The organism is Brevibacillus fluminis (assembly GCF_052072235.1).
GTDB lineage: Bacteria > Bacillota > Bacilli > Brevibacillales > Brevibacillaceae > Brevibacillus_D > Brevibacillus_D fluminis_A.
The window spans coordinates 172,543-186,485 of record NZ_CM125436.1; the positions used below are offsets into that span (position 1 = coordinate 172,543).

Sequence of the window (13,943 nt, forward strand, 5' to 3'; positions counted from 1 at the left end):
AAAAGAGAAATTGTGGAAAGGGGCACAGAAACATGAGATACGGTATCAAAATTGACGGTTTATTGGTGGAGACGTTCGACACTCCAGAGGAAGCGTATGAGGCAGGCCGATTCGCATACGAAGAAAGCGGGATTTTCCACGAGGTTGTCCTGGTGAGTCCGGTTTCTCGCGGGTTGAACGACTGAAGTGAGATTGGTTGTAAAATTCTCGGTTTTTGATGAATTTGGTTGTAGTGACCTTTGTCAAGAAAAATTGTGATGAGGAGGAAGCTGGATGTATTACATTGATGATGCACAGGCGTTGGTAGGCAAACAGGTCGGGTTCATTCATGCAGGTCAATACGTGGAAGCAATCACGATCGCAACGATGGACGGCGGGATCATGATTATCCAACAAAATGAGGACGAAACGCATGTGTTCAATGAAAGACGTGCTCACATGTACATCAGCAATAACTCTTGGATCATTGAGGAACTTGCTGAAAAGGGAGTAATCGGAAAGGACGATCTCCAGCGGTGGAAGGATGAAAAGGAACGACAAAGGATAGCGGCGGCTGAGAAATATGCACAGGAACAAGAACAGCGCGAGCGGCAAGCGCTCAAGCAGCTGTATGAAAAATACGGAGCGGAAGCTTTGGTATAGGAGGAGTGATCGGCATGGAATTCAAAATTTTTCAGGTAGGTGAGGACTACCCGACATACATTGTCGCGCAGACGAAAGAAGAAGCGTTGGAATTGCACAACTCCCACGTTGAAGCAGATTTCCACGAATCGATCAACGATGTGGAAGAAGTTTCTGCGGAAAGAGCGGGCAAGTTTGAAACGGAGAGCGGCTACCAGGAAATGACCTTTGGCGAGTTCTTGGGCAAGGATTTCGTTTACGAGAAACCGGCGGTCATTTGCTGGAGCGAATAAGGAGCGAGCCAGATGACCAAGTCGTTTGACTGGAGAAACTGCCTTTTGTGGGGCGTAGCATTCGGCAGCAACGTTGTGATGGTGTGCCTCGGCCCGCTGACATTATTCATCGACAAACCGGTGCAAGTGATCAAGCGGCGCTGATTTTACTTAATATTTCAAGTGAAAAAGAAAAGCCCCCGTCCGGGAGCCCGAATATGTGTTTGGCAACCATATTATACCACGGGTAACCGGACTGGGGGAGAAGGAAGATGAGCGACAAAACCATAGAGAAAAGCACGCTGATCGAAAAGGTGTGCGAGAAGTGTCCAGCAACATGCTGGGGCAAAAAGAGCACATGCAACGTCCATAACCTACATGTCGGTAACGTCGAAGACTGCCCGGAGTGGGACAAGTTCATAGTCAGTCAGCAAGGGTTAAAAGAACACGATGGGCAGCTCGCATTCACGGATTTGGAACCGGCAATGGAGTGGCTGCAACGGACGGAGGAAGAGATCAGGGACTATCACTTCATGATGCGTGAAATAGATCGGTTGCAGGGCTACTTGGAGGATGCTGGAGAGGGCACAGTTGGCGCATACGGCATTGATGCCACTCAGCCTAAAGGTAAGGGCAAAAACGGCGATAAGACTCATGCTGAGGTAGTGAGAAGGGAAAGAAAGTGGAAGCGCCTAGCGAAGCTGCAGGAGGCTGTAGAGCGTATAGATCGCGCTTCTGAAGGTATCACGGATGAGAAGGAAAAGACGGTTCTGGACGCGATCATGGACGGAGAAAAAAATAATTTCATTGCACGACAGATTGGAGTAAGTCGACAACGCTACTACGAGATAAAGCGATCTGTCATCATCAAGATGGCATGGCTGATGTATGGTAGTGATGAAGCTGCTTGAAAGGTTGACACTTTAGACAAAACTTTACAGTCCTTACGTTTTGAGCACCATTCGGTCGACGTGCGTTACAATGGAGCCAAGCAATATGAAACGAGCCACTCGGGCGACCGGGTGGCTTTTACTCTGTCCCTCCCTAAGTGCAACGCCATTTACGAGACAAGCAAGGGCAAATGCTTGATCGAGTTGCGCCACCTCCTATACCGGGACAGTAGCGGCAAAGGGTCAGATCACGGCGGAGGCCCCTGCCGGAGAAAGTGGGGAAATTCTAGTAGACAAAATCTGACTCCATCTTGCAAAATGTTTGGTAGATAATGGTGATGGGGGAAGTTGAATGCAAAGCAATCCGTTAGAATTTATGCAACATATAATGCAAGCAGGAGCAGCAGCCATAGCTGAGACACTACTGATTTATTTCGTCATCCCCCTCGTAATAATTATGATGCTGTTACGATTCATGTTCAGGTTAAGGGGGAGAGCGTTATCGTTTTGCATTAGTCTATCAATCATTGGCTGCTTTTATATTTTCGTCAAATTTGGGCTACCAGCAATGATTGTTAATTATCACGATAAAGTTGGATTGTAGAAAAGCACCATTATGGTGCTTTTTTTCATGGAGGTGGGTGATATGTAATGGCGCGGGCTAGAGATCCAAGTCGTGAAAAAGCTTTTGAGATTTGGAAGCAGTATGGTGGAAATATCAAGCTGAAAGAGATCGCTGATAAGCTAGGTATTTCAGAGGGAACGGTCAGAGGTTGGAAAAACAAAGATGATTGGGAAGGTCAACTCAACGGAACGTTCCAATTAAACGCGCGGAACGTTCCGAAACTAAAGGAACGCTCCAATGGAACGGAACGTAATGCTGATGATATTTCATGGCTTGAGATCGAAAAGGAATACGTTACCGACATCCGAAGAAAACCATGCACTCTCAAAAGCCTATCCGAGAAGTTCAGTATTCCAATCCAAACCGTGAAGGAATATGCTGCGAGGAATGATTGGACGGCCAAACGTGACCGTCATCGTACCACTGTCCTACAGAAAACCACTGAAAAAACAGCGGAGCTAATCAGCACCGATATTGCAAAAGCAACCGCCAGACATCTCCGTGTTTCAGAGAAGCTGCTCGCTGTGATCGAGGAAGCCCTTGGTGATGAGAAGCAGTTTTTCAAGTACGTCGAGAAGATACGTACTGGCTATGGTCCTGGTGAGTTTGATGAAAAGGTCGAGGTTGAAGTCCTAGACGCATTGAATGAAGCCAAGCTACTGAATACGGTAGCTGCAATGGAGAAGCTTCAAAAGATGCAACGGCAAGTCCTAGGCATCATGGATGAAAAAGATCGTCGAAAACTGGAGCTGGAGGAACGTCAGCTTAGTGAAAACGATGACGAAGAGCAGGAGACTGTTGAAGATTGGGTCAGCAGCATTCAGGCAGTGGCAGCTCGGCGCAGGGAAATGAGGCAGACTACCGATGAGTAAGAAGCCATACAGCGTGGTAGTAGACCTGGTGGAACTCTACTGGGACGACCCGGTCGCTTTCGTGGAAGACATGCTTGGAGTAGAGCCTGATGATTGGCAACGAGAAGTGTTGACCGATCTAGCTCGCAGCCGACTCGTTTCTGTTCGATCTGGACAGGGAGTAGGGAAAACAGCGCTGGAGTCGTGGACAATCATCTGGTTTCTATGCTGCCGACCGTTTCCAAAAGTAATCTGCACAGCTCCAACTAGGCAGCAGTTGTTCGATGTACTGTGGGCTGAGGTTGATAAGTGGCTTTCATCTTCAAAAGTCAGCAGGCTGCTTGAGTGGACCAAAACGAAGGTCTATATGAAAGGGTATAGCGGGCGGTGGTTCGCTACTGCAAAAACCGCGACGCGTCCCGAGAACATGCAGGGTTTTCATGAGGACTACATGCTTTTTATCGCGGATGAGGCATCCGGTATTGCTGACAACATCATGGAGGCCATTCTTGGTACACTCTCTGGTCCAGAAAACAAGCTGCTCATGTGTGGAAACCCCACACGCACAAGTGGTGTTTTTTACGACAGCCACAATAAAGATCGGGCTGACTACAAAACCCACAAGGTATCCAGCCTATCCAGCAAGCGCACGAGCAAAGAGAACATTGCGATGCTTGAGAGGAAATACAGGCGTGATTCCGATGTCTGGCGAGTACGAGTTGAAGGCGAGTTCCCCAAGAAAGAGGCGGACACCTTCATTGCACTTGAAGTGGTGGAATTGGCAAAGGATTCAAAAGTGGAAGAAACCGGAGAAGTTCTGCACTTGGGTGTTGACGTAGCGCGCTTTGGTGATGACGAGACAGTCATAGCACCGCGAATCGGCAATAAGGGTTTTCCTCTTTCAACGTACACAAAACAAGACACCATGGTTACTGCTGGATGGGTCTTGAGCATCGGCAAGACGATGATGAAGGAAAGGCCGCAAATAACCAAAGTAGTCGTTAAGATTGACGACGATGGCGTTGGTGGTGGGGTAACAGATCGGCTCAATGAAGTCGTAAAGGCCGATGGTTTGCCGTTCGAAATCATACCGGTTCGAAATGGCAGCAAGGCAACGGACAATGAGCACTATGAGAACTTGGGCACCGAGTTGTGGGCCGCTCTACGTGATATCTTGGAGGAAAACTTCTCCGAGCATATACAAGGGAAAAAATCGGTTGTGGAACTCCCATACGATGAAAAGCTGATCAGTCAGCTGACCACACGCAAGTACAAAATGACCAGCCGAGGCAGGCTGGTGTTGGAGCGGAAAGAGGATATGAAAAAACGTGGCCTGCAATCACCCGACCGGGCAGATGCGGTCGTTTTGGCGTTTGCAGAGATCAAGAAGCCTGGTTTCTTCTTCTACGCTGGCTCAACAGAACGATAAAATTGAGTCCCGATAATAAGCATTATGTAACCTTCAATTCAAAAGTCCAAATTTGGGCAAATTCAGCCGTTTTCGGCGATTGCGCATCTGTGATCATATGCTAAATGTCCTCCCTATGAGGACAAAATGGCGATTTCGGGCGTTTTTAACAATCTCCCGATTGCTCCAGTTTCCTTCAATTTTCTTTGATCGAGAGGAGGTGAGTTTTTTGGGTTTTTGGAACAGCTTATTTCGGCGGAATAAAGCGGCGCCGCATGCCGGATTCCAAACACGTAGCGGTACGTCACACCCGTTTACAGCGTTTGCTCAGTATGTTCCAAACCAGGTGAACGTAGCGCTCTACAAACAGATGCGCGAGGCTCTCCCGGTGCTTGATGTCGGTATCCAAAATCTACGCCGACTGATTGGTGTGCCTGTTGTACGGGTGGGGGCTAAGAATTCGAGACGGCAAAAGGAATGGGATAACTGGCGAAAGCAGGTGAAGATCGGCAAGACCGGAAGAGGGTTCGCCACGTTCGTATCACAGTATACTGACGCTTTGATTCAGAACGGATACAGCGCCGCAGAAATTCTACCTGTCCGTGGCAAGACTGACATTTACGCTTTGATACCGATCGATGGCGAAATCGTGAGTGTTAAAGAAACACCTGACCCAACAGAATTGGTTCTCGCTGAACGTCAGCCATTGGAGCCAGAGCCTGTGCCATACCCAATACCGGAGTGGATTGTTTACTCTGCATACGAGGCAAGCCCAAAAAATCCGTACGGGCGTGGATTACTGACGGGGTTGCCTTTTTTGACGGACATCTTGGCGCGTATCTTCCACGCCACCGGACAAAACTGGGAGCGATTTGGCGATTTGAAATATAACGTCGATATCAACCTGCCTGACGGAGTGAACTCGGATGCCGCGAAGCAATTCATTGAGATGACCAAAAAATCTTGGACAGAAGCCATGAAAAAAACTCGAAAGGGCAAGGTTCAGGACTTTATCGGTACAAACGTGAAAGTGTCCGTCATCGGTGCTGATGCAGAGCAGTTGGAGATGGAGGTACCGGTTCGTACCATCCTGGAGCAGATCGTTGCCAAAACAGGGCTTCCGCCATTCGTGTTCGGGTTTTCTTGGTCATCCCGCGAGTCAATGACAAAGGCGCAGTCGGATATCCTCACTTCTTTGATCGATGATTGGCGCGAAATGATCCAGCCGGCCATTGAGCAGGTGGTGGAATGGTGGTGCCGATTCCATGGCTACCCGGTTGACTACGAGATCGAGTGGGCAGAGGCATCACTGCAAGATATCGAGGGGATCGCGAATGCCGAACTGACCCATGCCCGCGCTGAGAACCAGCGCCTACAGAACATCATGCTGGCTCGTGATCTGGAGGAACAGGGCTATATTGAATCGGACATAGCTCAGCAAATCGTTGACGAGCAGCGGGCAAAAGGGAAGCGGCAGGCAAGAACGAAAGCTCGACTGCAAAAGGATGGAGACTCTGACTTGGACCCGGAGCGATTGCCGCAAAAGGAGCGTGATGCCAAGAAGATAGAGCAAATTGCAGCAACGTTCGAGCGTAAGACGATACAAAAGCTGAAACTTATCCGAGAACGGCTGTTTCGTCTTATGGAGGAACGAGCAACCAAGTCAGTAGGGCGTAAAAATATCGATCCGGAAGAGATCAGGCAGGCTGTTGAGGAAGAACTGCAGAACTTCATCAACTCTTTGGTAGGCCAGACAGCCACGAACACGTCTCTATACGATCAATTACTGCTGGCTGCCGGTACCGCAGGATTTGAAGCGGCGGTCGAGGATATTCGTCGGGCTATTAATGACACGGCGACCGTTCAGAGCACATTCGACTTCAACGCAGCTTATGTACGGTCAATTCGGACTGATGGCATGCAACTGGTCACCACCCGAGCGGCAGAGATCAGAGAAGCCTGCATCGATGTCATGGAGCGACACGCCACGGTTGGCGACAATCCGGAGCGATGGTCAGTATCGCTTCAGCGTGAACTCGGTGAGCAATTGGACGAACCGCGCTGGTATTGGCGGAGGTTAGCACGATCGGAAGCAGCCATGATGTTTGACCAGGCTGCGGAGGAAGAATACCAGGCTCAAGAGATTCTTTTCGTGAAGTGGATCATCGCACCTGACGCGTGTTCAAAGTGCCGGCAGTACGCAAATAAAATCTTTCCGCTGAGCGAATCTCCGCGAACCGTGAAGGACACGCACCCGCATTGTCGCTGCCGGAAAATGGCGGTGACGGTGGATACAGCGGATGAAGCACGGCAGGCCGGCAACTTAATCAGGTTTGACAGATCGTCGAAAAGTAGAGAGGGGGTGAAACAAAGAAATGAAAGATATCTTTCGCAAAAGTATCAACATGAAGGGCATTGTGGGCGCAGCGGTTAAATCGGTGTCAGAAAGTGATCTTGCCATTATAAACAGCATGACCAGGCGAGAGTTTAAAGCGGATGAGCTTTATGTTTTTCCGGTGCTCTGCTGCGATACTCGACTTGATCGTGATATGGACCGTTTCACGAAAGAAGCGCTTGATCAGATGACGACGATGGCAAAGGGTGTAACCGGAATCTTTGACCACTCATGGAGCGCGCTCGGCCAGACGGCACGAACGTACAAAGCAGAAGTTCGTGAATCAGTCGATGATGCTCAATATGAACTGATTGCCTGGGCTTACATGCCAATCAACGAAAAAACACAGCCGATCATCGATGCGATTGATGCCGGCATTCTGAAAGAAGTCAGTGTCGGGTTTGCATACACCGATCTACAATGCTCCGTGTGCAAGCAGAGCTATTACCGCAGCGACTGCACCCATTTACGCGGGCGTGATTACGACGGCCAGAAGTGCTTCACTTGGATCGTCGGCGTGAAAGAGTGGTATGAGTGGAGCTTTGTCGCTGTGCCCGCCCAGCCGCGCGCCGGGGTAGAGAAGGGCTACCGTGAGAAGTTGGATGATGAAAAACTGAAAAACTTGGGAGGAGATGGACAAGTGAAAGGGTTGCTGGAATATCTAAAATCACTGAGCGTGGAAGTCAAAGATGATGACCACGCTCTTTCTATTGTAAATGAGTGGAAAGAGAAAGCTGATGCTGCCAAAGGGGTAGAAGCAGAGCTGGCTACTGTCAAGGCAGCGAAGGAGCAAGCGGAAACCGATCTGAAGGCAGCACAGGAGCAGTTGAAAGGCGCGCCAGATGCTGCGATGGCAGTTGCTGGTCAGAAGTTTTTCGAGGAAACCCGAAACGAGATTGTTCGCCTTGGCGGTTTGCTTGGCGAGAGCACGAAATCGTTGGAGATCATTATGAAGGGTGTTACTGACATCAACTCGCTGCTGGATGTCAAGAAAGACTACGAGCGGCGCGTGAACGAAAAGTTCCCGCCAACTCCGCAGACAAAAGGCGCGGATGGCGACGGTGACGCCAAGGCAGTAGCAGAAATCAACCTGAAAGATTACCAGGTATAGGGGAGGCATAAGACATGTTGGGTGGAGTAAGCAATCAAGAAGTGTTTGCGCGGTCGCGCACGTTCAAGACGAATCTGACGGTTACGGACGTCGGCAAGGCGGTCGCTATGACGGGTAACAACGAAGTAGGGCTTGGGACTGATGGAGCCACGTTTGTCGGTGTGCTTGGCCGCGTCGAAAAGGATGGAACATGCCGCGTGGAGTGCTTTGGCAACGTGAAGGCATCCTATTCCGGAGCTGTAGCAGTTGGGCAACGAGTGGTCGTAGATGGCACCGGAAAAGTGAAACCTGCTGGGACCGCAGTAAATGGTCGCGGGTTCGTTTCGGTAGTAGATTCAACGGCAACGACTGTAGAAATTGAACTGTAATCAGAAAGGGGATGGTAGTATGGCAAAGAAAGAACTGAAAAAGGTCGAGATCGAAAAGGGAATGTACCAAGAGGCGCAGGTGAAAAACCTGTACCTGAACGATGTGTTGGAGAAAGAGGACCCGACGGTCGAATACAAGGGTACACCATTTGAGAATACAACTGCACTGCAGCGGCAACTCGCCGCACGCGGTATCAAAACATTCGGTCAAAACTCAGACAAGGTCAGTAAGTTTTTTGAGACGGGGACTGACAACCTTTTGCTGTTCCCTGCTGTTGTTGAAACCGGCATTCGCAAGGGGCTGGAAGAAAACAACATCATCAATCAACTTGTGGCGACTACGACGAATCTCAATACAAGTGATACGTACAAAACGCTTGTTTGGGAAGATGTTGCAGAAGATCAGGAACTGCGTCGAGTCGCACAAGGTGGTCCTTTGCCGAAGACCAAAATCACGCTTGGGGATAAAGAAATCACCGTATTCAAGTACGGTCGCATGCTGGAAGGAACGTATGAGGCCATCAAAAATCAGCGTCTGAACGTGTATCTACTGCAACTCCAGCGATTCGGTTATCGTCTCGCTCTTAGCGAAGTGGCCGTGGCAATCCAGGTGCTGATGAACGGCGACGGCGGTGTGAGCGGTGCGGACACGTTCGCAATCTCTTCTCTCGGCGGAACAGCGAACACGATGGCGTACAAACCATTCGTGAAGTTCAAGGGCAAGTTTAAAGACGGATACATGCCGAACATTTTCCTGATGCCGGAAGAGTTGTACACCGATACCGTGACATTGGAGCAGTTCAACAATGCGCTGCTCGGCTTCCAGTTCGCTGCAACCGGTGAGGCGCAGAAGATTCTCGGTGGACTGCCGATGCGCTGCGATAAGGTGCCAGACAAGAAGATCGTCGGTATCGACACTCGTTTCGCATTGAACCGCATCATCGCAAATCCATTGCGAATCGAGTATGACAAACTGATTGACACACAGATTGAACGCAGCGCAATTACCTATTCGGGTGGGTTCGAAGTCCTTGATCCAGAATCTCGTAAAGTGCTGAACGTTGGCGCGTAATCCAATCCAAGTGATTTGAAAGGAGCGAATTTGCATGGAAAAAGTTCTCGTGACACCAACAGCTGATAACCGCCTGTACATTCACCCTGAAACGAAACAAGAGTTTCCATCTGGGCAGAATGTGGAAGCCGCACGCGACTGGTTCATCGACACAAAAATCCGCATGGGGCATCTGAAAGAAGTGGAGCCAGAAGAGAAGAAGCCGAGTCGAAAGCAAAGGGCAGCTGAAGAAGAAGCCGGTGAGCAGTAATGTACTGCACCGTCGATGCGATAAAAACACGCTTTGCCATGGTGGGCACCGACGATGACGAGCGGCTCAGCACCATTATTGAGCAGCAGAGCGTCATCATCGACCAAAGGCTTGCAGTTGCGCCTGATGCAGACCCTGCTCTTGCCGTGGTGCTGCCGATCGCTGCCGAAGAGATTTGCGCAGGTGAGTTTCTTCTGGCGGCTGCTGGCGAGAATGCATTGGACGGCACGCTCGACATCAGCGTCCTGAAACTCGGGCCTGATCCGGATAAGATCGCCAAACGCGGCAATGAACTGGTCGCTAACGGCTGGGCAAAGCTGAAGACATGGCTGAAGCCTGAGATTCCGGTGATTGTGTACTTGGGCGGTGTTGATGGATGAACAAGGTCACGAAGAACCTCATGAAGCAGGCCCGAAAGCGCGGACAGGTGGTCACATTCATTTCAGATGTGGAGCCAACCCGCTGCCCGTGTTGGTCGAGCGACTTTCAGCAGCCGGATGCCGGTTGGCATGAATCGAATCCTACGGCTCCACTATGTAACGACAATGGTTATCTGACAACCGGAGCTGAAACGATCGATACATTCGCATTCGTGCTGCCATATACGGCCACATCCCGGAGAGAAATCCCGCAGTACAGTCATTACATCGACAAGCTGGGACCAGCTGCGTTTGACGATCATCTTCTGATCGCGCCGGAACTTCCGGAGGGGGCAAAACAGCTGAAGTGGAATGGCGTGTGGCACATTCATAACCCGACACCGGTGTACGTCGGAAACGAAATTGGTGTCTGGTTGACGTTAGTAAGGAGGGTATGATCGATGTCAGGATTTGACGTTGATTTTTCCCGCTTGCTTTCGAAGCTTCAAAAGGTGAGCAGTGCCGTTCAATTGGCCGTAGAGGACACATCCGCAAAGGCTGCCGAGGAGATTCTTGAAAAATCCATCGAATTTGCTTCTGGTCCGATGAATCCAGACTGGAAGGCGCGGCAAGCCAGGACAGCTAAGAAAACGACAGCCAAGCAAGGCGGCAAACGCGTATCCATGGTCTTCAAAAACAACTTTGACTATCTGTGGTATCAGTTCGTGAAGACGGAAGGACGTGCCGATCCGCCTTGGCCTGTTTCAGTGAACACCGGTACATTTCGGCGTGCTCATAAGTCAGAGAGGATTGGGCTCGGCATCTGGCGCGTTTATGGTGACAGCGATGTGGCCAACTACTTTGCCCACGTCCATGACGGAACCATGCATATGAAAGGGCGTCCAACCATCGGAAAGGCTGTGCAGGAGTTCAAAGCATCTCGACGCATCCAGGAGATAGGCAGAGATATGATGCAAAAGCGGTTAAAGGAGGCGGGGCTGACATGAGTATTAAAGAAACAATTTCCGTAGACGAAGTTGTTCAATTGCTCAATCAGCTATCGATTGAGGATAAAACGGCTATGGAGAATCTCATCTGCGCGAGGGTTGAATGCAATGAAGCGGTTGCGAATCATCCGACGGTTCAAGTTTCACAGGATGCGTTCAAGGTGGGAATGCTTGGTGTTCTGAATGGGTTATTCGGGGTGGCACAAGATGGATTTGGTGCCATTGCTGCTGATTTTGATGAGAATGGCCTCAAAGGATTTGTGAGGATTCGATGATCGAATTGCAGATTTTGGATATGATTCGCAACGCGCTTCCATCGTTTTGCCGGTGCATTGCAGGGCGTCCGTCGGTAAAAGATGACCACATTCACATCGATGACGAACGGATCAAAATCCCACTTGAGAAGCCAGTTATCTTTTTCGAGTTAGAAACCGGATTTGATAACCCAACTGGCTATGGACATAACGAGCGGTTAAAGGCGGTTGATTTGGCGAACGCACAATTCGTTTATGAAAAGTCGGCCGAATTAGTCCAAGGGTACAACTTGTACTGTTGGATACCGGTAGCGGGCAAGTATGGCGGACAGCTAACCAAGCGACGCATCTTTGATGGATTGTTCCAGGCTTTCGCCTTTGAGGACGATTTTGCCCTCAAGTTCTCGCGCGAGATTGAGCTGCCGCCAGATGAGGGTGCCACGCAAGCGCTGTTTGAACTGACGTACAAAGGAAAAATCACGAAAGAACGGAGAGAGGCAGGTGCAACAAGCATTAGCCTCTTTTCTACTTTTGAATAAGGAGGAGAGCGGATTGCTCTTACTACGAAGCAATTTTACGATGACAAACTCGCAGCTGTCCTTTGGAACCGGGCGCGGTATCGTTTTGATCGGTAAGTCTACAACAGCTACCGATCTGGCCCGTGTCGGCTCAAAGGACGATGCAATCACGGATGTGGGTGAAGGTACGAACCTAGCTAAGATGATCGAAGGCGCGATGCTGCAGCGGCCAAAAATGCTGTATACGATCGGGCTTGGAGCAACACCAACAGCAGGTTCGTACAAAGCTGCTCTGATTAAAGGCGCAGAGGCACCAGAGGCATACTTTTTTGTGGTGGACGATACCGCTGATGCCACGATCGCGGAAATCAAAGACTTTCTGGCATGGTGCGATACCAACGCCATCGGAGCTGTTGTGTTGCTGGGCGGTAACGCAGCGCTCGCTACAAAAGCTGCTCAGTACCGTGTTTGGGTTTTTGACGACGTGTTTGCTGACTACGCCGGCAATGCTGTACCAGCGTTCGTTACCGCTGCCGCAACAACCGCGGCGATCACCAACGAACCGGACCTGTCGATTCCTTTTGGCGGCATATTGATCAATGGCTACACCTTGAAGACAGTCAAGCAGATTGATACGCTGCGGACACAGACAGAAGCGGGGGTAATGTCCTTTGTGAAAAGTGGGACAAAAATCGCCATCTTCCAAGGCGCGACCAGCTATGTTACGGCTACGAATAACGAGATCGGCCTGAAGGACCCGGCTGTCGTCGTTACAGTAGACGAGATCATCAAAAGCGTGGAGACGGCCATCACCAACAAGCATAGTCGCATCAAGATGTCTCGCCTGCAGGACATCGCCGACACGATCTACATGGTGCTTGATGCCAAGGCTGCGGAAGAGAAAATCTTCCCGCCAGATGCCGATCAGATTTCCGTGGAGCCGGACGCACAAACGCTTGGTAAGGCAAATGCGCGATACCACTTCAAGGTGATCGCCGGCCTGAAAGAACTTGAAATTGGCGTGACTGGTGAAGTCGCGGCCCAAAATTCGTAAGGTGGGTGATGACAAATGACACAATTTGCAGCAGGCGCCAATAGTGGCGTCTACATTGAACAGGACGGCAAAAAGCTTTTCGCGGTTCAGAGCCACCGAATCAGCGAAAGTGAGACGAGCAAGGATGTACATGGATACGGCAGCAGCGAGTCGATCGGACAAACGTCCGGTGCACGTCAGCATACGATTACTATCGAGTCGATGATTGCAAATGACTACGCTGACGATACGATGCCAGCATACCTTGTCTTGCGTCAACCCGGAACGGAAATCGTCCGGTACATCGGACAGTGGAAGACTGTGTTCACCGGACTGCGTTTCTCAAACTACGATGAAAGTGGAAATCTCGAATCGGCAAATGAAAGTATCACACTGATAGCGACAAAGCGGCAGGATTTCTTCAAAGGCAAGCCAGTATCAACCACTCAAGCAGTAGCTGCACTAGGAAGGTAGGGATCGCGCATGAACGTGACACAGGAACTGAAAGTCCTGCGACTCGGCCAGCCGCCCGAAATGCGCTTCAAGACCGGGGAAGAAGACGCCCCGGTTTTTGTTTTGCGCGTTTTGACGAGCGCCGAGGAGTTGGAAGCAACAATCAATACGCAATCATACTTGACCGATTCAAAACTTCCGGAAGCGGTGTATCGGTTGATCTACCAAACTGAACGCCTGGCAATTGCCTTGAAGGATGCGGATGGTAAGCGGATATTCAACAATGGAACGGAACTGCGCGCCAGATTTACCGACCCTGAATGCGGCACGCTACTCGCTGCATACGAAGGTCTTTTGCTTCATTACAAAACGATGGACACCATCAAGGAAGATGAGCTGCGCGCTTTGATTGAGGGTGTTGCTGCGGGAAAGCCCATGGAGAGTATCTGATCTACC

The 13,943-nt window shown here is 50.2% G+C and carries 20 protein-coding genes; all 20 read left to right on the plus strand.

What is annotated here, in order from left to right:
• The first annotated feature begins 32 nt into the window (after positions 1–32).
• The 20 genes from ACTID9_RS00950 (at position 33) to ACTID9_RS01045 (ending at position 13,937) form a co-directional block, all read left to right on the plus strand.
• On the plus strand, positions 33–185 hold the full coding sequence (locus tag ACTID9_RS00950) for a hypothetical protein (protein WP_441069385.1): 153 nt from the start codon (positions 33–35) through the stop codon (positions 183–185).
• 88 nt (positions 186–273) lie between these two features.
• Positions 274–642 (plus strand): hypothetical protein, encoded by a 369-nt coding sequence (locus ACTID9_RS00955; RefSeq protein ID WP_441069387.1) that lies wholly within the window; start codon positions 274–276, stop codon positions 640–642.
• Positions 643–656: 14 nt separating this feature from the next.
• Positions 657–914 carry a hypothetical protein gene (locus tag ACTID9_RS00960; protein WP_441069389.1) on the plus strand — a complete coding sequence of 86 codons (258 nt, stop codon included), beginning with the start codon at positions 657–659 and terminating at the stop codon, positions 912–914.
• A 12-nt stretch (positions 915–926) separates the two neighbouring features.
• On the plus strand, positions 927–1,058 hold the full coding sequence (locus ACTID9_RS00965) for a hypothetical protein (RefSeq protein WP_441069391.1): 132 nt from the start codon (positions 927–929) through the stop codon (positions 1,056–1,058).
• A gap of 107 nt (positions 1,059–1,165) precedes the next feature.
• Entirely contained in the window at positions 1,166–1,804 is a 639-nt protein-coding gene (locus ACTID9_RS00970) for a hypothetical protein (protein WP_441069394.1), read from the plus strand.
• Between the two features lie 630 nt (positions 1,805–2,434).
• Positions 2,435–3,280 (plus strand): phage terminase small subunit-related protein, encoded by an 846-nt coding sequence (locus ACTID9_RS00975; RefSeq protein ID WP_441069396.1) that lies wholly within the window; start codon positions 2,435–2,437, stop codon positions 3,278–3,280.
• On the plus strand, positions 3,273–4,688 hold the full coding sequence (locus tag ACTID9_RS00980) for a DEAD/DEAH box helicase family protein (RefSeq protein WP_441069398.1): 1,416 nt from the start codon (positions 3,273–3,275) through the stop codon (positions 4,686–4,688). The genes ACTID9_RS00975 and ACTID9_RS00980 overlap by 8 nt, the downstream gene beginning before the upstream one ends.
• A gap of 208 nt (positions 4,689–4,896) precedes the next feature.
• Entirely contained in the window at positions 4,897–7,101 is a 2,205-nt protein-coding gene (locus ACTID9_RS00985) for a hypothetical protein (protein WP_441069400.1), read from the plus strand.
• Entirely contained in the window at positions 7,043–8,173 is a 1,131-nt protein-coding gene (locus ACTID9_RS00990) for a hypothetical protein (RefSeq protein ID WP_441069402.1), read from the plus strand. Before ACTID9_RS00985 ends, ACTID9_RS00990 begins: the two co-directional genes overlap by 59 nt.
• Positions 8,174–8,187: 14 nt before the next feature.
• Positions 8,188–8,541: a hypothetical protein gene (locus tag ACTID9_RS00995; RefSeq protein ID WP_441069404.1), complete on the plus strand. Its 354-nt coding sequence runs from the start codon at positions 8,188–8,190 to the stop codon at positions 8,539–8,541.
• A gap of 19 nt (positions 8,542–8,560) precedes the next feature.
• Positions 8,561–9,613, plus strand: coding sequence for a phage major capsid protein (locus ACTID9_RS01000; protein WP_441069406.1), 1,053 nt, complete (start codon positions 8,561–8,563; stop codon positions 9,611–9,613).
• 34 nt (positions 9,614–9,647) lie between these two features.
• The gene (locus ACTID9_RS01005; protein WP_441069408.1) at positions 9,648–9,863 is read left to right on the plus strand and encodes a hypothetical protein; all 216 of its coding nucleotides are present in this window, start codon (positions 9,648–9,650) and stop codon (positions 9,861–9,863) included.
• Positions 9,863–10,243, plus strand: a complete 381-nt coding sequence (locus ACTID9_RS01010; RefSeq protein WP_441069410.1) for a hypothetical protein — start codon at positions 9,863–9,865, stop codon at positions 10,241–10,243. Before ACTID9_RS01005 ends, ACTID9_RS01010 begins: the two co-directional genes overlap by 1 nt.
• A complete protein-coding gene (locus ACTID9_RS01015) occupies positions 10,240–10,680 on the plus strand; it encodes a hypothetical protein (protein ID WP_441069412.1) in 441 nt (146 codons plus the stop codon). Before ACTID9_RS01010 ends, ACTID9_RS01015 begins: the two co-directional genes overlap by 4 nt.
• A 3-nt stretch (positions 10,681–10,683) precedes the next feature.
• Positions 10,684–11,229 (plus strand): HK97-gp10 family putative phage morphogenesis protein, encoded by a 546-nt coding sequence (locus ACTID9_RS01020; protein ID WP_441069414.1) that lies wholly within the window; start codon positions 10,684–10,686, stop codon positions 11,227–11,229.
• The gene (locus tag ACTID9_RS01025; RefSeq protein WP_441069416.1) at positions 11,226–11,504 is read left to right on the plus strand and encodes a hypothetical protein; all 279 of its coding nucleotides are present in this window, start codon (positions 11,226–11,228) and stop codon (positions 11,502–11,504) included. The genes ACTID9_RS01020 and ACTID9_RS01025 overlap by 4 nt, the downstream gene beginning before the upstream one ends.
• Positions 11,501–12,022 carry a hypothetical protein gene (locus tag ACTID9_RS01030; protein WP_441069418.1) on the plus strand — a complete coding sequence of 174 codons (522 nt, stop codon included), beginning with the start codon at positions 11,501–11,503 and terminating at the stop codon, positions 12,020–12,022. Before ACTID9_RS01025 ends, ACTID9_RS01030 begins: the two co-directional genes overlap by 4 nt.
• Positions 11,985–13,055: a hypothetical protein gene (locus tag ACTID9_RS01035; protein ID WP_441069419.1), complete on the plus strand. Its 1,071-nt coding sequence runs from the start codon at positions 11,985–11,987 to the stop codon at positions 13,053–13,055. Before ACTID9_RS01030 ends, ACTID9_RS01035 begins: the two co-directional genes overlap by 38 nt.
• Positions 13,056–13,070: 15 nt before the next feature.
• Positions 13,071–13,508, plus strand: coding sequence for a hypothetical protein (locus ACTID9_RS01040; protein WP_441069421.1), 438 nt, complete (start codon positions 13,071–13,073; stop codon positions 13,506–13,508).
• A gap of 9 nt (positions 13,509–13,517) precedes the next feature.
• On the plus strand, positions 13,518–13,937 hold the full coding sequence (locus ACTID9_RS01045; protein WP_441069423.1) for a hypothetical protein: 420 nt from the start codon (positions 13,518–13,520) through the stop codon (positions 13,935–13,937).
• Positions 13,938–13,943 lie beyond the last annotated feature (6 nt).

Coding starts and splice junctions, on each gene's coding strand:
- ACTID9_RS00975 (WP_441069396.1), top strand. CDS start 2,435: ATGGCGCGGGCTAGAGATCCAAGTCGTGAAAAAGCTTTTGAGATTTGG.
- ACTID9_RS00950 (WP_441069385.1), top strand. CDS start 33: ATGAGATACGGTATCAAAATTGACGGTTTATTGGTGGAGACGTTCGAC.
- ACTID9_RS01030 (WP_441069418.1), top strand. CDS start 11,501: ATGATCGAATTGCAGATTTTGGATATGATTCGCAACGCGCTTCCATCG.
- ACTID9_RS01000 (WP_441069406.1), top strand. CDS start 8,561: ATGGCAAAGAAAGAACTGAAAAAGGTCGAGATCGAAAAGGGAATGTAC.
- ACTID9_RS00970 (WP_441069394.1), top strand. CDS start 1,166: ATGAGCGACAAAACCATAGAGAAAAGCACGCTGATCGAAAAGGTGTGC.
- ACTID9_RS01040 (WP_441069421.1), top strand. CDS start 13,071: ATGACACAATTTGCAGCAGGCGCCAATAGTGGCGTCTACATTGAACAG.
- ACTID9_RS00990 (WP_441069402.1), top strand. CDS start 7,043: ATGAAAGATATCTTTCGCAAAAGTATCAACATGAAGGGCATTGTGGGC.
- ACTID9_RS00960 (WP_441069389.1), top strand. CDS start 657: ATGGAATTCAAAATTTTTCAGGTAGGTGAGGACTACCCGACATACATT.
- ACTID9_RS00965 (WP_441069391.1), top strand. CDS start 927: ATGACCAAGTCGTTTGACTGGAGAAACTGCCTTTTGTGGGGCGTAGCA.
- ACTID9_RS00980 (WP_441069398.1), top strand. CDS start 3,273: ATGAGTAAGAAGCCATACAGCGTGGTAGTAGACCTGGTGGAACTCTAC.
- ACTID9_RS01045 (WP_441069423.1), top strand. CDS start 13,518: ATGAACGTGACACAGGAACTGAAAGTCCTGCGACTCGGCCAGCCGCCC.
- ACTID9_RS01015 (WP_441069412.1), top strand. CDS start 10,240: ATGAACAAGGTCACGAAGAACCTCATGAAGCAGGCCCGAAAGCGCGGA.
- ACTID9_RS00955 (WP_441069387.1), top strand. CDS start 274: ATGTATTACATTGATGATGCACAGGCGTTGGTAGGCAAACAGGTCGGG.
- ACTID9_RS01010 (WP_441069410.1), top strand. CDS start 9,863: ATGTACTGCACCGTCGATGCGATAAAAACACGCTTTGCCATGGTGGGC.
- ACTID9_RS01025 (WP_441069416.1), top strand. CDS start 11,226: ATGAGTATTAAAGAAACAATTTCCGTAGACGAAGTTGTTCAATTGCTC.
- ACTID9_RS00995 (WP_441069404.1), top strand. CDS start 8,188: ATGTTGGGTGGAGTAAGCAATCAAGAAGTGTTTGCGCGGTCGCGCACG.
- ACTID9_RS01005 (WP_441069408.1), top strand. CDS start 9,648: ATGGAAAAAGTTCTCGTGACACCAACAGCTGATAACCGCCTGTACATT.
- ACTID9_RS01020 (WP_441069414.1), top strand. CDS start 10,684: ATGTCAGGATTTGACGTTGATTTTTCCCGCTTGCTTTCGAAGCTTCAA.